Origin of the sequence: Avibacterium sp. 20-132, assembly GCF_023611925.1 — a bacterium.
Classification (GTDB): Bacteria; Pseudomonadota; Gammaproteobacteria; order Enterobacterales; family Pasteurellaceae; genus Avibacterium.
Map to the genome: position 1 here is coordinate 901,840 of NZ_CP091456.1, position 22,093 is coordinate 923,932.

Annotated in this window: 21 protein-coding genes; 10 read left to right on the forward strand and 11 right to left on the reverse strand. The window is 37.4% G+C overall.

The features are described 5' to 3' along the window. Window positions 1-32 precede the first annotated feature (32 nt). On the forward strand, window positions 33-584 hold the full coding sequence (locus L4F93_RS04200; RefSeq protein ID WP_250351261.1) for a TIGR00645 family protein: 552 nt from the start codon (window positions 33-35) through the stop codon (window positions 582-584). A gap of 146 nt (window positions 585-730) precedes the next feature. On the opposite strand, the gene mutS is transcribed toward L4F93_RS04200, so the two are convergent. Beyond that, on the reverse strand, window positions 731-3,313 hold the full coding sequence (gene mutS / locus L4F93_RS04205) for a DNA mismatch repair protein MutS (RefSeq protein ID WP_250351262.1): 2,583 nt from the start codon (window positions 3,311-3,313) through the stop codon (window positions 731-733). 172 nt (window positions 3,314-3,485) lie between these two features. Then, the gene (locus tag L4F93_RS04210; protein ID WP_250351263.1) at window positions 3,486-4,394 is read right to left on the reverse strand and encodes a carbamate kinase; all 909 of its coding nucleotides are present in this window, start codon (window positions 4,392-4,394) and stop codon (window positions 3,486-3,488) included. 103 nt (window positions 4,395-4,497) lie between these two features. Here L4F93_RS04210 and L4F93_RS04215 point away from each other — a divergent pair, with 103 nt between their 5' ends. After that, a complete protein-coding gene (locus tag L4F93_RS04215) occupies window positions 4,498-5,187 on the forward strand; it encodes a DUF2877 domain-containing protein (protein WP_250351264.1) in 690 nt (229 codons plus the stop codon). 28 nt (window positions 5,188-5,215) lie between these two features. Here the strand turns inward: L4F93_RS04215 and L4F93_RS04220 are convergent, their stop codons facing one another. From L4F93_RS04220 to L4F93_RS04245, 6 genes are all read right to left on the reverse strand, one after another. Then, window positions 5,216-6,445, reverse strand: a complete 1,230-nt coding sequence (locus L4F93_RS04220) for a cytosine permease (protein WP_250351265.1) — start codon at window positions 6,443-6,445, stop codon at window positions 5,216-5,218. Continuing rightward, complete coding sequence (locus tag L4F93_RS04225) at window positions 6,435-6,851, reverse strand: allophanate hydrolase-related protein (RefSeq protein WP_250351266.1); 417 nt, start codon at window positions 6,849-6,851, stop codon at window positions 6,435-6,437. The genes L4F93_RS04220 and L4F93_RS04225 overlap by 11 nt, the downstream gene beginning before the upstream one ends. A gap of 10 nt (window positions 6,852-6,861) precedes the next feature. Further along, the gene (locus L4F93_RS04230) at window positions 6,862-8,280 is read right to left on the reverse strand and encodes a DUF1116 domain-containing protein (RefSeq protein ID WP_250351267.1); all 1,419 of its coding nucleotides are present in this window, start codon (window positions 8,278-8,280) and stop codon (window positions 6,862-6,864) included. Then, the gene (fdrA, locus tag L4F93_RS04235; RefSeq protein ID WP_250351268.1) at window positions 8,273-9,796 is read right to left on the reverse strand and encodes an acyl-CoA synthetase FdrA; all 1,524 of its coding nucleotides are present in this window, start codon (window positions 9,794-9,796) and stop codon (window positions 8,273-8,275) included. The genes L4F93_RS04230 and fdrA overlap by 8 nt, the downstream gene beginning before the upstream one ends. Before the next feature lie 8 nt (window positions 9,797-9,804). Beyond that, complete coding sequence (locus L4F93_RS04240) at window positions 9,805-10,470, reverse strand: cysteine hydrolase family protein (RefSeq protein ID WP_250351269.1); 666 nt, start codon at window positions 10,468-10,470, stop codon at window positions 9,805-9,807. Between the two features lie 222 nt (window positions 10,471-10,692). Further along, window positions 10,693-11,595 carry a LysR substrate-binding domain-containing protein gene (locus tag L4F93_RS04245; RefSeq protein ID WP_250351270.1) on the reverse strand — a complete coding sequence of 301 codons (903 nt, stop codon included), beginning with the start codon at window positions 11,593-11,595 and terminating at the stop codon, window positions 10,693-10,695. Between the two features lie 382 nt (window positions 11,596-11,977). On the opposite strand from L4F93_RS04245, the gene recA reads away from it, so the two are divergent. Beyond that, the gene (gene recA / locus L4F93_RS04250; RefSeq protein ID WP_250351622.1) at window positions 11,978-13,045 is read left to right on the forward strand and encodes a recombinase RecA; all 1,068 of its coding nucleotides are present in this window, start codon (window positions 11,978-11,980) and stop codon (window positions 13,043-13,045) included. A 108-nt stretch (window positions 13,046-13,153) separates the two neighbouring features. On the opposite strand, the gene L4F93_RS04255 is transcribed toward recA, so the two are convergent. Together L4F93_RS04255 and L4F93_RS04260 are read right to left on the reverse strand one after the other, a co-directional pair. Continuing rightward, complete coding sequence (locus L4F93_RS04255) at window positions 13,154-13,351, reverse strand: hypothetical protein (RefSeq protein WP_250351271.1); 198 nt, start codon at window positions 13,349-13,351, stop codon at window positions 13,154-13,156. 19 nt (window positions 13,352-13,370) lie between these two features. Further along, on the reverse strand, window positions 13,371-13,637 hold the full coding sequence (locus L4F93_RS04260) for a hypothetical protein (protein ID WP_250351272.1): 267 nt from the start codon (window positions 13,635-13,637) through the stop codon (window positions 13,371-13,373). A 22-nt stretch (window positions 13,638-13,659) separates the two neighbouring features. On the opposite strand from L4F93_RS04260, the gene recX reads away from it, so the two are divergent. The 7 genes from recX to L4F93_RS04295 all read left to right on the forward strand — a co-directional run bounded on the left by recX (window position 13,660) and on the right by L4F93_RS04295 (window position 21,018). Beyond that, on the forward strand, window positions 13,660-14,118 hold the full coding sequence (recX, locus tag L4F93_RS04265) for a recombination regulator RecX (RefSeq protein ID WP_250351273.1): 459 nt from the start codon (window positions 13,660-13,662) through the stop codon (window positions 14,116-14,118). 136 nt (window positions 14,119-14,254) lie between these two features. Then, window positions 14,255-15,970 (forward strand): proline--tRNA ligase, encoded by a 1,716-nt coding sequence (gene proS, locus L4F93_RS04270; RefSeq protein WP_250351274.1) that lies wholly within the window; start codon window positions 14,255-14,257, stop codon window positions 15,968-15,970. 194 nt (window positions 15,971-16,164) lie between these two features. Beyond that, the gene (locus tag L4F93_RS04275) at window positions 16,165-16,911 is read left to right on the forward strand and encodes a carbonic anhydrase (protein ID WP_250351275.1); all 747 of its coding nucleotides are present in this window, start codon (window positions 16,165-16,167) and stop codon (window positions 16,909-16,911) included. 170 nt (window positions 16,912-17,081) lie between these two features. Next, a complete protein-coding gene (gene trmB / locus L4F93_RS04280) occupies window positions 17,082-17,834 on the forward strand; it encodes a tRNA (guanosine(46)-N7)-methyltransferase TrmB (RefSeq protein WP_250351276.1) in 753 nt (250 codons plus the stop codon). A gap of 29 nt (window positions 17,835-17,863) precedes the next feature. Then, window positions 17,864-18,202, forward strand: a complete 339-nt coding sequence (locus tag L4F93_RS04285) for a YggL family protein (protein WP_250351277.1) — start codon at window positions 17,864-17,866, stop codon at window positions 18,200-18,202. A 545-nt stretch (window positions 18,203-18,747) separates the two neighbouring features. Then, on the forward strand, window positions 18,748-20,229 hold the full coding sequence (ilvC, locus tag L4F93_RS04290) for a ketol-acid reductoisomerase (RefSeq protein ID WP_250351278.1): 1,482 nt from the start codon (window positions 18,748-18,750) through the stop codon (window positions 20,227-20,229). Between the two features lie 156 nt (window positions 20,230-20,385). Continuing rightward, complete coding sequence (locus L4F93_RS04295) at window positions 20,386-21,018, forward strand: tellurite resistance TerB family protein (protein WP_250351279.1); 633 nt, start codon at window positions 20,386-20,388, stop codon at window positions 21,016-21,018. A 139-nt stretch (window positions 21,019-21,157) separates the two neighbouring features. Here the strand turns inward: L4F93_RS04295 and mazG are convergent, their stop codons facing one another. After that, a complete protein-coding gene (gene mazG, locus L4F93_RS04300) occupies window positions 21,158-21,949 on the reverse strand; it encodes a nucleoside triphosphate pyrophosphohydrolase (RefSeq protein WP_250351280.1) in 792 nt (263 codons plus the stop codon). Window positions 21,950-22,093 lie beyond the last annotated feature (144 nt).

A 22,093-nucleotide genomic window follows, 5' to 3' on the forward strand; every position in this document is an offset into this window, starting at 1 on the left:
TAAAATGATGAAGGAACGAAGAGTAAACACAGATGGAACATCAATCTATGACATCAAAAGAATCGGTAAAATATAGAACCCCCGTCATATTTAGCCAAATTATTTTTGCTAGCCGCTGGTTACAATTACCCATTTATCTCGGCTTAATTGTCGTACAAGGGATTTATGCCTATAAATTTATGAAATCGCTATGGGAACTTATCTCAAATCTGCAAGAGCTAGATTCCAACGCCATTATGCTTTCCGTGTTAAATTTAATTGATGTGGTAATGATTGCGAATTTATTGGTTATGGTGATTGTGGGCGGTTATGAAATTTTCGTTTCTAAGCTACACACAGATGGGCATCCTGATGAGCCTGAATGGCTAAGCCACGTTAATGCTTCCGTGTTGAAAGTAAAACTTTCTATGTCAATTATCAGTATTTCCTCTATTCATATGCTACAAACTTTCGTCAATGCAGCAAATATGCCAGAAGAAACGATGAAGTGGCAATTATTGCTCCATTTAGGCTTTTTGGTTTCTGCCATCGCAATGGCTTATACCGATAAAATTCTGTATAGCACCAGCCATAAAAATCATTAATTTTTCCTTGTTTGCTGGGGCCTGCAACCTGCTAAGGCGATGAGCAAAAAATAGGTAGGGCGTTTAAGTTTAAGCAGTTAAATCAGGGGCGTGGAAGAACGCCCCTTTCTTTTTCTTGTGGCGATACTGCGCTAGCGAAATGTGTATTAGACCATTTTCTTTAATTGATACAAATAGGCTAAGGCTTGTTTTGGTGTCATTTCATCAGGATCGAGATTTTCTAACATTTTTAGCACCGCACTTTGATTTTCCTCTTCGTCTATCAAATGCAATTCGCCTTGTAATTGCTGATTTATCGGATTGGTTAAGTGCGGTGTATTTTCTGATAATTTTTCTAATTGGGTTAATTTTTGCTTCGCTAATTTTATTACGGCTTTGGGAACACCTGCCAGTGCTGCCACTGCTAAGCCGTAACTTTTACTTGCCGCTCCTTCTTGCACTGCGTGCATAAAGGCGATGGTGTCGTTATGTTCCACCGCATCTAAATGCACATTGGCGATCCCCTTTAACTGCTCAGGCAAGACGGTAAGCTCAAAATAATGGGTGGCAAATAAGGTGAGTGAGCGGACCTTTTGTGCTAGCCATTCCGCGCAAGCCCACGCAAGAGAAAGCCCATCATAGGTGGATGTGCCGCGTCCAATTTCATCAATAAGTACTAAGCTGTTTGCGGTGGCTTGGTGCAAAATATTTGCCATTTCTGTCATTTCAACCATAAAAGTTGAACGCCCTGATGCAAGATCATCTGAGGCGCCAATACGCGTGAAAATGCGGTCAAGCGGTCCAATCACCGCACTTTCTGCTGGCACGAAAGAGCCTATATAAGCCATTAATGCGATCAATGCGGTTTGACGCATATAGGTACTTTTTCCCCCCATATTCGGCCCTGTTATGATCAATAAATGGCGATTAGCACTCAGATTTACTGGGTTTGCAATAAAAGGGCTTTTTGATACCTGCTCCACCACTGGGTGGCGACCATTTTCGATATTCACGCCGATTTCATCACTAAAAGTGGGGGCAACATAGTTTAGGGTTTCCGCTCTTTCAGCCAAGTTGGTTAGCACATCTAGCTCTGCTAAGGCAAGGCTCGCCAACTGCAATGCACCTAAGTGCGGTAATAATTCATCAAAAATTTGCTCATAAAGTTGCTTTTCCAGAGCAAGGGAAGCCCCTTTTGCCTTCAGTACTTTATCTTCATAGGTTTTTAATTCGGGAATAATGTAACGTTCCGCATTTTTTAAGGTTTGACGGCGTACATAATGAATGGGGGCTTTGTGTGCTTGCCCTTGCGGAATTTGAATATAGTAGCCGTGTACGGCATTAAAGCCAATTTTTAGGCTATCAATCCCGGTAGTTTCTCGTTCTCGTTGTTCCAGTTCTTCCAAATAACGGGTTGCACCGTCAGAAAGGGCGCGCCATTCATCAAGCTCTGCATTAAATCCTTCCGCAATCACGCCACCATCGCGAATTAATAAAGGGGGATTTTCAATAATCGCGCGTTCTAATAAATCTAATTGTGGTGAAAAGTCAGCAATCTGTTGAGAAAATGCAGTAAATTGCGGACAGTTTTGTTGATTAAGATAATGTTGAATGGCGGGAATTTGTGCCAATGCCGTACGTAAACGAGTGAGATCTCTTGGCCGTGCTGAACGCAATGCTACGCGTGCTAAAATACGTTCCATATCCCCGACTTGTTGTAAGTGCGGTTGAAATTCTGCGATTAAATCTTGCTGTAAAATTTGGCTAATGGTTTGTTGGCGTAAGGTTAATTTTTCACGATCGCGAATGGGTTGGTGAATCCAACGTTTCAACAAACGACTGCCCATTGGTGTTACGCATTTATCTAATACGGAAGCTAATGTATGTTCTGTGCCACCAGCAAGATTTTGCGTAAGCTCTAGGTTTCGTCTTGTTGCGGCATCTAACTGAATATTATCGGTATTTTGCAGTAAACTCAGACTTTGAATATGAGGTAACGCGGTTCGTTGGGTCTCTTTTGCATATTGTAATAAACAGCCCGCTGCACAAAGTCCAAGCACCGCTTTTTCTACACCAAACGCACGCAGATCTTGCGTACCAAATTGACGATTGAGTTGTTCAATTGCGGTTTTTAATTCAAATTCCCAAACAGGGCGACGACGTAAGCCTTTCATATTTTCAATTAAATGAAACGCCTCAAAATCTTCACAATATAAGAGTTCAACAGGTTGAATACGTTGTAATTCTGCTTGTAAGCTCTCTTTACTCGCTGGCTCACTTAACTGAAAACGCCCTGAGGTCATATCTAATGTTGCCAAACCAAACTTGTCTTTTTCCTGATAAACAGCGGCAATCAGATTATCCTGACGTTCAGGTAATAATGCTTCATCACTGATTGTTCCCGGGGTAACAATGCGTACAATTTGACGTTCTACCGGCCCTTTTGCTGTGGTAGGATCGCCAACTTGCTCACAAATCGCCACACTTTCACCTAGCTGAACTAATTTTGCTAAATAACCTTCCACCGCGTGATAGGGTACGCCTGCCATTGGAATCGGTTGCCCTGCTGACTGCCCACGTTTAGTTAAGGAAATATCCAACAATGCCGCCGCTTTTTTAGCATCATCATAAAATAATTCATAAAAATCCCCCATTCGGTAAAACAACAAAATCTCTGGGTTTTCCGCTTTTAAGCGTAAATATTGCTGCATCATTGGGGTGTGTTGGCTATTTTGATCTTGTAAATTCATTATATTACCTAAATTCTAATTTTTCTTATTTATGATGTTACTTAACGAGTGGTTTTATCATTAGTAAAGACTGATATTGTAGGGGGAATGAAATAAAAATGCTATCTAAGATTAGAAAGGACAAAAGTAGGGATATATTTTTTATTGATATATCCCATAATTTAAATAGAGATTAATTTTTGAAAATTCGTGTGCCAGCTTTCCCCTCAATAGCATTTTGCGCGAGATGTAAATCTGCAATAATTCCAATACCTTGGTGGACTTGAGTGAGATAGCTAATCATCGCATCAACTTTAGGCTGCATAGAACCTTCGTCAAACTGGTATCTTGAAAGCTCATCTATGGTGACGTTTTCTAGTTTTTGTTGATATTCTGTTCCCCAATTTAAGTAAATACCGTCACCATCAGTAAGAATCAAAAAATAATCCGCTTGAATCTGTTGAGCTAATAACGATGCGGTAGCATCTTTATCAATAACACAATCAATATTAATAAAATTACCTTGATGGCGAGCAACTGGAATACCTCCGCCACCGCAGCAGATTACAATGTGATCTTGTTGAAGTGCTGTTTGAATGATCGCTTTTTCTTGGATATCTAAAGGTAAGGGAGAGGAAACAACACGCCTAAAATAGTTCCCATCAGGCTTGAGCATCCAGTTATATTGTTGAGCTAGTTTTCTTGCTTCTTCAGCATTATAAACAGCGCCAATAAATTTTGTTGGTGCTAGGAAAGCAGAATCTTCGGGACTGACTTCGACGTGAGTAAGAATAGAAACAATGGGGATTTCGATTTCTTTTCTAAGCTCTTGCATTAACATTGTTGCGATCATTCCCTGTGTTTCTGCAACTAAGCAGCTTAAAGGATAAGATGGGACATTTGTATAGGTTTCATTTTGTTGTAAGAGTAATCCAACCTGAGGGCCATTACCATGCACGATAACAATGCGGTATAGATGGGAGAGCTTCTTTATTGATATTGCTAGTTGTTGTATATTTTGTAATTGATTTTCATAGGATAATATTTGCCCTCGACGTAATAAGGCATTTCCACCTAATGCGATAATAAGTGTTTTTTTCATTTTTTCTCCTTAACTATTTTTTTATTAGATCTTTATATCTTTTTTAAACTAGATTTATTATAGTGATAATATATTTTTTTAATAAAAAGACGAGTGAAAAAATATGAACTATAAAGACAAAAATTTTGAATTGAATTGTAATTATAAGGTTGTAAGTGTTTTTAAAAATGTGATTAATATAAAAAAAGGTAATAAAATTTATGCAATAATGAATGAGGATATAAGCCCATCCCCTTATAGTTTAATTTTAGAAAATGAGTTATTTTTATTTATAATGAAGCATATTTCTAAGAATGTTTTTATTCCTTACTTTGCTGTAGAGGAAATTAATTGCAAACTTTCTCCTAGTAGGAAATTACTAACTTCTAAAAATATTTTAAAGGCTTTGGATAACATAGTAAGGCCACAAGATTTTTTTGAAATTACTTTTCAGCAAAGAAGAATGAATGCAAAGCTTAAGGAAATGCTTGGTTTAGGACGAGGACTTACGCCTAGCGGCGATGATTATATTGTTGGTTATATGGCAGCATATTACGCTGAAAATGAAGGGATTTTCGAGCCATTTAGAGAAATTGCTGCGATAGCAAAAGATTATACTAACGAGATCAGTGCAAACTATATTGAAAATGCTAGCCGTAGATTATTTAAGCAAGAGATTTTAGATTTAATGAAATCACCAGAAAATAACGTATATATTAATAATATGTTAAGTTTTGGCTCTTCCTCTGGAGTTGATGTTTTATATGGCATCTTTGATTATATTAATAATAGAGATGTTTTTAAGAGAGTATAAAAGGTTTCTTTCGAAACCTTTTTAACTTTTATTTTTTAACTATTTTGATTAATAATAGGTAACATAATGATGCAACTAAAATAGAATCAATAGGTGGAATATAAGTGAGAGTAAAAAAACCTTTTACAGTAAGAAATCCAACTAATGCACCCACAGCCCAAGCGATAAAGGCAGGATATTTGATTTTCTCTTCATCGTTAATATGGTCCTCATTGTAGCCATTTTTTCTATTGATAAAATAATCAGTAATATAAATTCCACAAATCGGTGGTGTTGCAATACCAAGAAATAATAAAAATGGAATGAATAATCCCATAATATCAATACTACCAACAAGAGCGGTAATAACCCCTAAAGTAAGCGTGATTTTCCATTTTGGAAACTGAGGTAAAAGAGTGGAAAAAACTAACGTGCCTTGGAACATATTACCTGCGTTACCAGTAATACACGCAAATATCAAAATAATATAAGCAGGTAGTAAGCTACCTATGATTAACATTGCATCTAATAAAGAATTTTTATCAGTTAATGCACTTGGAACTGCACCAATAAGAAAAAGTAAAGGGTAAGCAATAGCGAAGGTTAGAATTCCAGCTATACAAGCGTGCTTTTTATTTTTTGTAAAACTCCCAAAATCTACGGATGTGGTGACTAAAACAATTATTGTCCCCACGACTGAGGAAATACCTTCGCCAATACTCATCGTATGAACCACTTTACTTGGGGAAAAATTACTTTTTAACGTAAGGTATAAAATGAAGAACATTAATAATGTGATTATTGGAACGGCCCATTTTGCAATTCGACTTAAAAATTCAAAACCAAATGCGGTAGCTCCTACAAAAATTAAACAGCCTAGTAAAACCAGTAAAGGTAAAGGAAGCATCAGTTGGAATTGTGTGGACAAGAAATCTTGTACAGTATGCCCAAACATATTGGCAGTAACAATAATCCACCCTAATAAACTTATTGCCATAATCAGGTTGATAGCGATAGCGCCTTGTGAACCAAAGCTAAATTTTATAAGACCATAGGTGGGGAGACGAGCTTTAACTCCGATCGACATATTGATTGCGGCAAGTAAGGATAATATTATGCTTCCTACCATAATTACAAATACCATTTTAGAAAAAGGGAGCTGGCTCCCTAAACTTGAAGAGGCTAATAAGGCAGGTGTGATTAAAATGCCGAGTAAAATCATTACAATCTGAATTGCCGAGGCATAAGGTGCATCAGCGTTATTGTTTCTATTTGTCATAATGTCTTTCCTTATGGTTATTTTGCCGTTGGCTTAAGTAATTACGCCAGCCACCAGTGTGACTAATTTCTATTTGTCCTTGGGTAAGCCAATTTTCACCTAATACTCCTAATACTTGCTCACCATTGGTTAAATGAACTTTTCCAATTGTTAAACCATTTGGTTCATTTAACAGAATAGTTGCAAGTGCGGTGGGATTTATTGCCCAAATTTCTAACTCAACAGAATAAGATTTTTCCCGTGTTCTTTGCATCGCAGGATGAATATCATTAATTGACCATAAGCGATAATATTCATCGGTTTTATCCTCTCGAATAAATTTTGCCCCAACATTAAGTAAATTATGGTTAAGTGCTAACCCTCTCATTAATGTTCCATTTACTGCAAATAAAATATGTTCATTCATATTGATCTCCTTATTTACAATTAGCGTAGGTTTTATAGAAAGCTTGTAAAGCTTGCGTAAAACATTGCATTGGAGCCGTTGTAATGCCAGCACCTATTTGACCTATCCCCGGTAATTTGTGGGCAATACCAGTATTTATAATAGGTAAAATCCCCGTGTCTATGACTTTTCTAATATCAATACCAACAGCAGTTGAGGTAAAATTTAATGTTGGTAATGTAAATGCAGGATTTTTTCCTATGCTAATATTCTGCATCATTACGCTATGATTAAGAGCATCGTCGGTGGTTCCTCCAACAAATTTTACAATGGCTGGTGCAGAAGCCATTGCAAATCCACCAACTCCTGCTGTTTCTGTAATCGCGCTATCACCAAGATCGGCAGCAGCATCATTTATCCCAAAATTAGGAAAAAATAACCCTTTTACCGCATTTGCAGGAGCTTGAAACCATTGTTGTTTTAATGATGAAATTTGAATGCCAAAATTTACGCCATTTCTTGCCATCACTGTTACCATTGTGCTGTGAGGAACCCCTTCCGCTGCAGATAGCATTGTTTTACAAGCAGCCATTGATAAGTTGAGGAAAAAATGATCATTATTCGTAATAAATTGGATAACACGTTCAAGTTGTTCTAAAGGTTGCTTGACTTTAAGTAAGAATGGAAGGAGCTTTTTAAGAAATAAGCTTGTTGCTGCTGCATTACGATTATGAATTTCATCTCCCATATGTAGTGCTTGTGCCATTATGGGTTTTAATTCAATTGGACCACTTAATTTGAGTGTGGCAGATAAGCTATCAGCAAGTTCTGTTCGCATCCAATGCAAACGTTTAATTACTTCAGGATTATTTGCCCCAAAACGTAATGCTTTGCCTAACCCTTCATTAAAGTTACTAAAGCAACGATGATGTTTATCCCCCATATCTTCTACAACCCATACAGGCATTGATGGGCTAATGATGCCTGCCATTGGACCTACTGCATTATAGTGGTGGCAAGGTTCAAAAAAAACTTCCCCTTGTTCTATGAGCAATTGGGCAGACTCTGTAGTCTTTGCCCAACCTTCAAATAAAATTGCGCCAATAATTGCTCCTTGCATTGGTCCACACATTTCTTGCCATTGTATTGGCGGTCCAGCATGAAGAATCCGCTTTTGATTCATTAATTGTGGAATTGCTTTGTAAGCAGGTACAACATCAACTAAAGCAGGCTGTGAGGTTAGATAACGAGATAGAGCTATTTGATTAGCTTGTTCAATCTTTGGACAATGACTAAGTTCTGCTAACCTTAGACCTATTTCTTTATTACCTTGTGCAGGAGGCTGCCAATGTAAATGTTGTACGGTAGCCCCTGCTTGTTGAATATTTTTGGCAAAGCTTTCTAACCCAATATTAGCGACAGAAAGTGGTTGTTGAAAAAGATTATTCATTGGTATTTCTCCTTTGCAGTATTTCTAGTGCAAAATAGGTAGCTTCAGCATTATTATTGGCAACAAATACACCAATATCTTGTAATTGTTCTTGGATTAATTGTTTATTTTGAATATCTTGAGGAGTACCACAAATATGCGCAATTAAATATGGTGGCGAATTTTGTTGCTGAATTTTTTGCAGAATAGGAAGTAATGTTTCTGTGGGGATTAAATTTGCCCCATAACCCAAGACCAGATCAAAAAGAATAACGGCAACTTCAGGATCAAGTCCTTCTTGTAAAAGACGTTGATTACGTAAAGTTGGATCAATCATAGGATGAGGTTTGCCTTGAGTAAAGAAATCATCTCCGAGATCTAATAATGTATGTTGCTGGCTTTGATTAGCCTCTTTTAGCTTCATACCCTCAGCAATAGGAGTGTTAGAAAACAAACGCAATCCTGCACGATGTAGGATTTGTTGTGCTTCAAAGCAAAATGTTCCACCAGAAAAAACACCACGTATATATTGTTGTTCTATTTTTAATGAACAAGGGGAATTTTTCATCCTTGATGGAATATGAGGAGGAATACGTTGTTTCCTTAATACAGCAACTGCTACTTCAGCCGTATGTGCTAAAGTTTTGGCATAATAAAGATTATCTTCCTGATTTTTTGCAGAATGCTGTCCTAAAAAATGAAATACAACAGGTTTATTTATCTGCATTGCTCGTTTTTTAATTTTTTCTGCAATATTTGATGCTGGTGGCTTAGAAATTAAAACGATGACTTCTGTTTTTTTATCTTTTTCTAATAAATCCATTGCATATAGCATAGATATGCCACCAATTTCTTGGTGTAAATCATGTCCTCCAGTACCAATAGCTTGAGAAATTCCTTCTCCAAGTTTATCTATATTACAGGTGACTTCTTGTAAACCTGTACCCGAGGCTGCAATAATACCGATATTACCCGCACGCACGATATTAGCAAAACCTAAAGGAATGCCATTGATTATGGCTGTACCACAATCAGGCCCCATTACTAATAAATCTTTCTGTTGTGCGAGGGTTTTTATTTGTTTCTCTTCTTGGAGAGAAACATTATCGCTAAAAAGCATTACATTTAATCCAGCATTTAATGCCTTAATAGCTTCAGCTGCTGCATATTCACCGGGTACAGAAATAAGCGCTAAATTTAGTGCGGTATTTTTTTCTACTGCATTTGATAGGCTTGTTATTTTGGTAGTACTTTTATTTGCTATTGTTTGCTTTGGTGAAGAAAGAAGTGATTGCTTAGCTAAATGAATGGCTTGTTCACATTCATTTTTGTTTCCTTTGACGATAATGACTAAGTCATTCGGATTTGCTTCAATAGCTGGAAATCCAGCATCGACTAAGCGAGTCAAGTTTGCAGGAGTACCCATAATCACAGAAGCTTGTTCTATACCGTTAATGTTTGAAAGCTTCGCTGAGAGCTGCATTAGTGAAACCGAATCTTGGTAAAGATTCGGCAATATTAAATATTCGACAGCCATATTTCCACCTATGAAGTTAATGCCTTAATAATTGCTGTTGAATGAGAAACCCAGCCAAAGATTGCGCCTTGTGCTTTAATCATTTTCAGTGCATATTCTTGAAATTCAGGAAAATAAGATCCCACACAATCTTCAGGGATAATACATTCATATCCACGATCATTTGCTTCACGAACGGTTGTGTTTACACATACTTCCGTTGTTACACCACAAACAATAAGGGTTTTAATGCCCTGATTTTGTAAAATTAAGTGTAAGTCTGTTTGATAAAAAGCCCCTTTACCAGGTTTATCAATAATGGGTTCTCCTGCGATAGGGTATAGTTCAGGAATAATATCGTGTCCTTCTTCACCGCGGATGAGTATGCGCCCTTTAGGACCTTGTTCACCAATAAAGGTTTTTCCGCCACGTGTTAATTTGGCTGGAGGGCAATCACTTAAATCTGCTCGGTGTCCTTCACGCGTGTGAATAATAAATAATCCTGCTTGTCGTGCTGCAGCTAAAACACTTTCACAGGGTTGAATAGCTGAACGAACGAGATTGACATCATTACCTAGTGCCTCTCCAAAACCGCCAGGTTCTACAAAATCACGTTGCATATCAATCATTAATAATGCGGTTGTTTGAGGGGTAAAGTTTAATGGGAATGGTTCCGCTTGAAATTGTTTTAACATAGTCAGTATTTCCTTTTGTTGATAAAAAATCTATTTTCTTTGAAGGGATAATATAAAGAAAACTTCATCAATCATAGGAAAATAAATTGATGAGTAGAAAGGAATTTTATTGAAATAAACAGAATATCTTATAAATGAAAAAATATTTTGTGATGTGAATCACAAGATATTTCTTTTTTTCAAAATAATTGAATAGTAAAGTCAAAATATATTAATTGAATATTATTGACACCAAATTGTTTGTATATGAGGTTGCATAATATAATCTAGACACCAAGTTAATACTTTTCCTTGCATTTGAGTGTTCCAAGCATAAAATAGCTGCGTTGGTTGTTTTTGTTCTGAAATGGCTTTTTTTAGCACTCTTCCTTGATCAAGTTGAGTCTTGATTCTGTGATGAGGAATATATCCGATACCTACTCCCGCTGTAATAAGCTTAATAGCAGTTGAAAGCTCAGAAACATAAATCACTTTTTGCCCTTCCAATGACCAAGCAACCTGCTTATCCATATTAAATGATGTATCTTCAACAACAATTGCAGGATGTAGGCGTAATTGTTCTGAGGTTAGAACAGTTGTGAGGTGAGCAACTGGGTGGTGAGGTGCGACCACAAAATCCCATTCTATTTTACCAATTGGATGATAGACAATGTTTTCTATCTTAGGGGCAGTATGTGGTGCGCCAATCACAAGATCCGCTTTTTGCTTATATAAAGCTTCCCAACATCCATTATAAACTTCAGTGTGGATTGACAATTGTGTCGCAGGGAAAAGAGCGGTGATTTTTTCTGTTAATTTTGCAAGAGCATCGTAGTTAATAATATTGTTGACAACAATGGTAAAAGTTCGTTCCACTCCATTTTCAATGGTTCTAGTTTGTGTAATTAAATGCTCATAAGCGTTAAGTAACCATTGACTGTGATGAATAAAATATGTCCCTGCTTCGGTGAGTTTAACTTGTCGTCCTGAGCGATCAAATAAGATCACGCCAAGCTCATCTTCTACTTTTTTTATTGTATAGCTAATTGCAGATGGTACTTTATATAATTTCTCTGCTGCAATAGAGAAATTTCCTGTTTCCGCAATCGTATGGATAAGTTTTAAAATTTCAGGGGAGAGAGACATATTGAGATTCCTTTCTAGTTATTTTATAAAACATTAACTATTATAGTTTGATCGTATCAACCTTAAACGGAAATTTTACTTTCTTCAAGAATAACTGGAAGTTTTTTGATTTACCATTTTATGATTGATTAAATATTACGGGTAGCAAATAACTAAACTATCCACTTAAAACCGTCGGTTTAGATGTGTCTGGTTTGCTGCAGATGCGGGGGCAGTTAGATTGATGTTTATTTAATTATGAAATTCTATGAGAAAAAGAAAAATTTTACTTGATACTGTATATCAATACAGCTATATTATACAGCAATTCTGATGATGAATTTATATAAGGATAAGCAAAATGGCTAAAGAAGAGAAAGCGAAAAAAAGCGAGAAACCACAAATTACCACTCAAGAAGAAAAACAAAAAGCGCTTGCGGCCGCACTTGGTCAAATTGAAAAGCAATTTGGTAAAGGGTCTATTATGAAATTGGGTGAAACCCAAGAATTAGATATTGAATCTATTTCTACAGGATCTCTTGGTTTAGATATCGCCTTAGGTATTGGTGGTTTGCCAATGGGACGTATCGTAGAAATTTATGGGCCAGAATCTTCAGGAAAAACCACATTAACCCTTTCTGTTATTGCACAAGCACAAAAGTTAGGTAAGACCTGTGCTTTCATTGATGCAGAACACGCGTTAGATCCTATCTATGCGGCAAAACTCGGGGTTGATGTAAAAGAATTGCTCGTTTCTCAACCAGATAATGGTGAAGAAGCATTAGAAATCTGTGATGCCTTGGTTCGTTCTGGTGCGATTGAAGTGGTGATTGTGGATTCTGTCGCTGCACTTACACCAAAAGCAGAAATTGAAGGAGATATGGGCGATGCACACGTTGGTTTACAAGCGCGCTTAATGTCGCAAGCTTTGCGTAAACTAACGGGGCAAATCAAAAACTCAAACTGTTTGGTGATTTTTATCAACCAAATTCGTATGAAAATTGGTGTAATGTTTGGTAACCCAGAAACCACTACGGGTGGTAACGCATTAAAATTCTATTCTTCTGTGCGTCTAGATATTCGTCGAGTAGGTGCAGTAAAAGATGGTGATGAAATCATCGGTAATGAAACACGTGTCAAAGTGGTGAAAAATAAAGTGGCGCCACCATTCCGTCAAGTGGATTTCCAAATCCTTTATGGTGAAGGAATTTCACGCAACGGTGAATTAATTGAATTAGGTGTAAAACACAAATTAGTTGATAAAGCGGGCGCTTGGTTCTCTTATAACGGTGAAAAAATTGGTCAAGGCAAAGCGAATGCGATGAAATGGTTAGCAGAACACCCTGAACAAGCTCAAGAATTAGAAAATAAATTACGTGAAGAGCTTTTAGCTAATCCAGATAAATCACTCATTGCAGATATTGAAGCCGATCAAAATGCAGAGATGGCAGAAATAGATTCTGAATTTTAAACCTTTCGATTAAGTAATATTAAAAAAGTGCGGTAATTTTTGACCGCACTTTTTCTAAATATAATTGACCTATATCTTCGTTTTTCATAACATTCCCCTTTCAGAACTTTATTTTTTACCATTTTTTAGATCTTGCAAATTCTTTTTAAATTTTGCTTGAGCTTCCCAATATTCGGGCTTATGTACCCCGAACAAAAACAAAAAAAATAATTGCGTTATTACTAAAATAATTACAACCTTAGGAACAATTAACAACGACAAAATAAAGATTATTAACGGTAAACCGGCAAAAAGTACAGCAAACATAACTCCCCCCTATCTGTTTTTATTCGTTGTAATCATCTATGCAGATGATGCTTGGTGCGTTTTCTATACGATCGCGATCTGGGCGATTATAATTCATTTCCCATAAATATTCTAGTCTTCGGCTTGTTAATCCGGTTTTCCTCAATTTGTCAAGTTCGTATTTTATTATATTTTGGGCATCCTTAAATTTTGCTTTAAAACTTTTATTATTATAAAGCACCTTGTTTTTTGCTAGTATTTGTTCCGCCTCATTGATTTTAGTAAAATCAATAACTTTATTTAACATATTAATAATAAAGCGAGGAAAAATGACTTCATTGGCGTTAAATTATGTGGTGAACTTACTTGCTCGTCGTGAATATAGCGAATATGAATTACGTTGTAAAATGCAAGAAAAAGCCTTCAGTGAAGAGGAAATTGAACAGGCTTTGGCTTTTTGTCAGGAGAAAAATTGGCAAAGTGATCGCCGTTTTACAGAAAATTATTTACATTACCGATCACAAAAAGGCTATGGATTAAACCGTATTAAGCAAGAGCTTACTCAATTAAAAGGGATTTCATCAGAGACGTTAAATGATGCCCTTGCTGAAACGGAGATTAATTGGCCTGAGATTGCACAGACTGTTTTACGCAAAAAATTTCCTCAGTACGCCCAACAACAAGATTTTAAAATGAAACAAAAAATCTGGCGTTATATGCTTTCACACGGTTTTCAACGTGAAGAATTTGCTGATTTAGTCGGTGCGGGGGAAGATGATTTTTACTGAAAGAAATAAGATTGACTCAGCGCCTTTTCTTTTCTACAAAATATTTGCACAAATAGCCCTTTCTTCTTTGAGTGAACCTCACTCAATGATAAACTAACGCCAATTTTTTCTTAAATAATGAATATAGGAAACAACAATGCGAGCGAGTCGATATTTATTTGCTACTTTAAAAGAAACCCCAAATGATGCACAGGTGGTAAGCCATCAATTAATGCTACGTGCTGGAATGGTACGCCCTTTAGCCTCAGGGCTTTATAACTGGCTACCAACAGGGTTGCGCGTACTCAAAAAAGTGGAAAATATTGTACGTGAAGAAATGAATAAAAGTGGTGCAATTGAAGTAGAAATGCCCGTTGTTCAACCCGCTGAATTATGGCAAGAATCCCAACGTTGGGAACAATATGGTCCAGAATTATTACGCTTTCAGGATCGTGGGCAACGTGATTTCGTCCTCGGCCCAACCCACGAAGAAGTGATTACGGATTTAGTTCGCCGTGAAGTGAGTTCTTATAAACAACTTCCGCTTAATTTATACCAAATTCAAACCAAATTCCGTGATGAAGTGCGTCCACGTTTTGGGGTAATGCGCGGTCGCGAATTTTTAATGAAAGATGCGTATTCTTTCCACACAACAAAAGAAAGTTTGCAAGAAACCTATGAGGTGATGTACCAAACTTACAGCAACATTTTTACCCGTTTAGGTTTAGATTTCCGTGCTGTTCAGGCGGATACGGGTTCTATTGGTGGTAGCGCCTCGCACGAATTCCAAGTGCTAGCACAAAGTGGCGAAGATGATATTGTGTTTTCCACAGAATCTGATTTTGCAGCGAATATTGAACTCGCAGAAGCAGTGGCTCAAGGTGAACGAGCCGTTCCAACATTAGCAATGGAATTAATTGATACGCCTAATGCCAAAACAATCAATGAACTTATTGAGCAATTTAATGTGCCAATAGAAAAAACCGTGAAAACGCTGATTGTCAAAGGTGCAAATGACGCTCAACCATTGATTGCGTTAATCATCCGTGGCGATCACAACTTAAACGAAATCAAAGCACAAAAATTAGCACAAGTGGCTGATCCTCTCGAATTTGCTGATGAAGCTGACATTAAAGCGAAAATTGGTGCAAGTGTTGGTTCTCTTGGGCCTGTAAATTTACCGATCCCAGCCATTATTGATCGTAGTGTGGCATTAATGAGTGATTTCTCAGCTGGCGCAAATATTGATGGCAAACATTATTTTAATATCAACTGGGAACGTGATGTGCCAATGCCAGAAATTGCAGATTTGCGCAATGTAGTAGAAGGTGATCCTAGCCCAGATGGTAAAGGGTCATTATTAATCAAACGTGGTATTGAAGTCGGACATATTTTCCAACTGGGTACAAAATATTCTGAAGCAATGAAAGCCACTGTACAAGGCGAAGATGGTCGCCCACAAACGATGATTATGGGCTGTTACGGCATTGGCGTGAGCCGTGTGGTTGCCGCAGCGATTGAACAAAGCCACGATGAGCGTGGCATTATTTGGCCAACAGATGCCATTGCACCGTTTACCGTTGCTATCGTCCCAATGAATATGCACAAATCAGAAAGCGTGCAAGAATTTGCAGAAAATTTGTACCGCACTTTACTTGCTGAAGGAATTGAAGTGATTTTTGATGATCGTAAAGAACGCCCGGGTGTAATGTTTGCAGATATGGAACTCATTGGTGTACCGCATATGTTAGTGATTGGTGAGAAAAACCTGCAAAATGGCGAAATAGAATACAAAAATCGCCGAACAGGTGAAAAACAGATGATCAACAAAGATCAATTAGTCGAATTTGTGAAACAACAAATCAAATACTAAATAACGGAATTGGGCGGCAAAAGTCGCCCAATTTTTTGCCTAAAAACTAACGAAAAGTACGGATTTTACTTCTTTTGATTATTTTTATTCATTTTGATGAACTAAAAATGATATAGATCAGCGTTTAATAATTAATCAAGCGTATAATCAAAATTATTTTATTATGTGAATTATTCATCAAAATAGAGGCAAAAATGAAAAAATTAATCATTTCAAGTATTTTAGTTGCATTGTTAGCGGGTTGTTCTCAAACTCCATACCAAGCAAAAATACATCCCCACTGGGGATATAGCGGTGAAACTGATCCACAGCATTGGGGAGAGCTAAGTGTCGACTATCAATTATGTGAACGAGGTAAAAATCAATCGCCAGTTAATTTTACTAAAGCAGTAACTTCATATAACAGCGTAAAATACCAATATCAGCCGAGTCATATTAGCCTAGTGAATAATGGGCATACTTTACAAGCTTCGTTACAAACAGAAAATAATCAACTAAAGATTGATGAAAAAGTTTTTGTTTTACAGCAATTTCATTTTCATAGCCCAAGTGAACACCAATTCCAAGGTAATCACTTCCCTGTAGAAATCCATTTTGTACATAAATCTGCAACAGGTGAGCTGGCTGTACTTGCGGTAATGGTAAAAGAAGGGAATGCAAATCCGGTGTTGGAGGAATTATTGCATAATCCCTTGAATATTAATGAAAAAAAGGTATTGGCACGACCGTTAGACATTATAAAATTATTGCCGCAAAGTAAAGGACATTATCGTCTTAATGGTTCACTCACAACTCCGCCTTGTAGTGAAGGAGTAAATTGGGTCGTTTTACAACAACCTATTAATGCAAGTAGTGAGCAACTTCAATTATTCTCACGTACTTTAGGTCATAACAATCGCCCCGTACAACCAATGAATGCCCGAATTGTTGTAAGTGAATAGAGATAAATGGGGCATTTTAATGCCCTTACTTTTTTTATATGTTTGACTGAAATTCTCCCGTTATTCCGACCGCACTTTTTCCTTGCGCGATCTTGCCCTAAAACATAGAATAGCCCTCGTAAAAATGAGATTAGCTCATTTTGTAAACGATATTGAGTAGTAGATTTTTAATGACTGAACAACAAACCAGCTTTGCGGATCAAAAACGCAAAACCGTTGAAACCGCTGAATTTACCGCAGATGGACGCTACAAACGTAAAGTGCGTAGTTTTGTATTGCGTACAGGACGATTAAGTGATTTTCAACGTAATATGATGAATGAGAATTGGCCAACTTATGGTTTAGCACATCAAACAGAACCTTTTGATTTTAAACATATTTATGGCAATGATAAGCCAGTTATTTTAGAAATTGGCTTTGGGATGGGAAAATCCCTTGTTGAAATGGCGGAACAAAATCCAGATAAAAATTATCTCGGTATTGAAGTGCATACTCCCGGCGTGGGGGCTTGCATTGCTTATGTGGTGGAAAAAAACGTGAAAAATTTACGTGTTATTTGCCACGATGCCACAGAAATTTTACGCGATTGCATTGCAGACAGTAGCCTTGCTGGTTTACAGCTCTTTTTCCCTGATCCTTGGCATAAAGCTAAGCATCACAAACGCCGTATTGTACAGCCAAATTTTGTGCAAACAGTTTGCCAAAAGCTTGTTAGTCAAGGCTTTATTCATATGGCAACAGACTGGGAAAACTATGCAGAACAAATGTTAGACGTGTTGCAAAATAATCCGCAGTTACGCAATACATCTGCCACCAATGATTATATTCCACGCCCAGAAAGCCGTCCGCTGACGAAGTTTGAACAGCGCGGTCACCGCTTAGGACACGGTGTATGGGATTTATATTTTATTAAAACTGAATAATATCACTCAAATAATACGAGGAGAAAACAATGGCAATTCAACGTAACAGAAGACAACGCAAAAAAATGCACCTTGCCGAATTCCAAGAATTAGGCTTTTTAGTAAACTGGCAATTTCCTGAAAATACGCCAATTGATACAATTGACGAGGTTGTTGATCGTTTTATCAACGAAGTGATTCGCCCAAATGGCTTAGCTTATGAAGGTAGTGGTTATTTGCATTGGGAAGGTTTAGTCTGTTTAGAAAAAATTGGAAAATGTGATGAAAATCACCGCGAGTTAGTGAAAAACTGGTTAGAAACCAATGGATTACAGCAAATTGAAATTAGCGAACTGTTTGATATTTGGTGGGAATATCCAGCAAAATAATGGGATTATAAACAAAGTTTATTTTTTGTTGTTAATAAGCGTATGTAATCCCTTTGCGGATATATTTTGATTTAGGGGAGGATGATTTCTCCCCTTAATGTTATACGGCTCATTAAATTCATCACTATCACCAAAATAATACCATCTACCTTATACTTTTAAGTAAGCCCCCTAGTCAGCACTATTGTATGAGAAAGGGGCTTAAATTGCCTATTTAGCCCATTATTAAAAAACTGGAACTCAATAACGCCAACGTTTTTGAGTCTGCTTGCTGATAATCTTTCGGTATTTAAGTTTGATTGTATCTTTGGTTTAGTTGCCGAGTTATAGCCTTTGTAATAATGTTTTTACTTCAAGCCATAAATATACATATTTATTTGCTGTTATTTTTTATTGGATTACCCTCTTTTATAAGGACTATGCTAGGTTTTGTTGCAAAATATGCAATATTTAATTTTAATAATATCAATTTACGCAATGTAAAGAAACGGTATAATTCCACCACAATAAGTAACAAACACAATATCTCAACATAAGGATACAAAATGGCTAATTATTTCAATACATTAAACTTACGCCAACAATTAGATCAATTAGGTCGTTGTCGTTTTATGGATCGCGAAGAATTTTCTGATGAAGCGAATTTCTTAAAAGGTAAGAAAATTGTTATTGTCGGGTGCGGTGCGCAAGGCTTAAACCAAGGGTTAAATATGCGGGATTCTGGTTTAGATATCAGTTATGCGTTACGCCCAGAAGCCATTGCAGAAAAACGTGCGTCTTTCCAACGTGCCACTGAAAATGGGTTTAATGTTGGGACTTATCAAGAACTGATTCCAAGTGCCGATTTAGTCATTAATCTAACGCCTGATAAACAGCATAGTAAAGTGATCGCCGATGTGATGGGATTAATGAAAGAAGGTGCGGCACTAGGGTATTCTCACGGGTTAAACATTGTTGAAGTGGGCGAGCAAATTCGTCCTGACATTACCGTTGTGATGGTTGCACCTAAATGTCCGGGGACGGAAGTGCGTGAAGAATATAAACGTGGTTTTGGTGTACCAACGCTTATTGCCGTTCACCCTGAAAACGATCCAAAAGGTGAAGGTATGGCGATCGCAAAAGCTTGGGCTGCGGCGACAGGTGGACATCGTGCCGGTGTATTAGAATCTTCCTTTGTCGCAGAAGTGAAATCTGACTTAATGGGAGAACAAACCATCCTTTGCGGTATGTTACAAGCGGGGTCAATTCTTTGTTATGACAAATTAGTGGCTGACGGTAAAGATCCTGCTTATGCTGGGAAATTAGTGCAATATGGCTGGGAAACCATCACCGAAGCCTTAAAACAAGGTGGTATCACACTTATGATGGATCGTCTATCCAACAGCGCTAAATTACGTGCCTTTGAACTTGCAGAAGAAATTAAACAAGAGTTGGATTTCTTATTCAAGAAACATATGGACGATATTATCAGCGGTGAATTTTCCCGTGTGATGATGGAAGATTGGGCAAATGGCGATGCTAATCTATTAAAATGGCGTGAAGAAACAGGAAAAACCGCCTTTGAAAATGCACCAAAAGCAGAAGGAATCAAAATCAGCGAACAAGAATATTTTGATAACGGTGTATTAATGGTTGCAATGGTAAAAGCAGGCGTGGAGTTGGCGTTCGATACGATGGTTTCAGCGGGCATCTTTGAAGAATCTGCTTATTATGAATCCTTACACGAATTACCATTAATCGCAAACACCATTGCACGTAAACGCTTATATGAAATGAATGTAGTTATTTCAGATACGGCAGAATATGGAAACTACCTCTTTGCTAATGTTGCAGCACCAATTTTAGCGAAAACAGTAATGCAACATTTACAACGTGGTGATTTGGGTGAACCAACCCCAACCGTAGAAATTGACAATATCACCTTACGTGATGTGAATGATGCAATCCGCAACCACCCAATTGAGTTAATCGGTCAAGAATTGCGTGGTTATATGACAGATATGAAACGCATTTCTTCACAAGGATAAGTCGTTGCTTGAACTAGAAAGCCAGCATAATTGCTGGCTTTTTTGTTGATAAAAAATGTTATAAAAATGCACCGCACTTTACTAGGTGGCAAAATAAAATGAACTAATTGCTAAATAAATTGCCATATTAAGGAAATAACTATTGAGGAAGTTCTTATGGATTTTAACCAAATTTTAAATCAAGTATTTAACGTTGCTAAAGATCAACTAGGTAAAACAATGAATGGTAATTCCACCGCTGACAAAATTACTAAAGCGGGCGGCGGTGCTGCAGCAATTGGATTGCTTTCTATGATTTTAGGACGTAATGGTGGGGCAAGTCTGACCAAGTTAGGTTCTCTTGCCGCACTTGGTAGCTTGGCGTATCAGGCTTATCAACAATATCAACAAAAAAATTCGCAAAATTCTACCGCACTTAGCGAAGAAATCTTTGTCGATACCGTAGAAAAGGCGACTTCAGGACAATTAATTTTACAAACAATGATTGCCGCTGCGGCAGCTGATGGTGCTATTACTGATGAGGAAAAACAAGTCATCATTACTGAGGCTGGGAATGATCCCGAGGTGTATCATTGGTTAGAACAACAAATCAGCCAACCGATTTCTATTGCTCAGATCGCTCAACAAGTCGGCAACGATACCGCATTAGCTTCACAAGTCTATTTGGCCGCCCGTGTCGTGTGCGGTGAATTAGATCGTAAAGAAATTATCTTTCTAGCCAATCTTGCCACAGCATTAAATCTTGATGATGCTTTAGTTGAACAATTAGAGAAACAAGCGGGTTTCTAATTGCATCAAAGGTCGCTTTTAAATCAAACGGTGTGTTTAACAACACACCGTTTTTGTTTGTCGTCGGATAGATACAATGAAGAAATCATATTCCCTCTTTTCTCATAGTGTAGAAGAGAGATTGAAGTGCGGTGCTTTTTTAGCAATTTTCTTGTTTTTTCACATCGTCCCACAATAGGTCGAGTTCTGTCAGTGTGCTGCTTTGCAACGATTTACCTTGTTGTTTGACACGCGTTTCTACTTGACGAAAACGGCGTTCAAATTTTTGATTCGCTTTGCGTAAGGCTTCTTCTGGGCAGCAATGCAGATGGCGGCTTAAATTCACCACAGCAAAAAGTAAATCACCAATTTCTTCTTCAATTTTTGCTTGTTCTTGTTGTGGACGAGCAAGTTCAGTTTGTACCTCTTGCAGTTCTTCTTGCACTTTAGCTATAACAGGTTGGATGTTATCCCAATCAAAGCCGACTTTTGCACAGCGTTTCTGTAATTTTTCTGCTCGCATTAAGGCGGGGAAGGATTGGGGAATATTATCCAAAATGGATTGGTAGGCTTTATTTTTATTTTCTTGTGCTTTGATTGTATTCCAATGACGCAGAGCTTCTTGCTCGTTGTGTGCTTTTGCTTCACCGAAAACGTGTGGATGGCGACGCAAAATTTTTTCTGCCACCTCATTGATAACCTCATCAAAGGTGAATAAATTATCTTCTTTGGCAAGTTGGCTGAAAAAGACCACTTGGAGCAATAAATCGCCGAGTTCTTCGCGTAAATTGTCCGTATTTTGTTGTTCGATTGCTTCCACCACTTCATAGCTTTCTTCTAATAAGTGGGGGATCATTGTTTGATAGGTTTGTTCAAGATCCCAAGGACAGCCTCCATTTGGATCACGCAATTTGGCAATGAGTTGTACAAAATCTTGAATAGAATAGTTCATTTTTATCCTTTATGTATCAGGGTTGGCACGCAAGAAATGGGGCGATAATAGCACAATGTTTAGTGGGCTTAAGTAAAATTTTATGGCGAATTGCGATTTTTTTACAAATAAAAATAAATGTTTTTTCTAAAACGTGATCAAGTG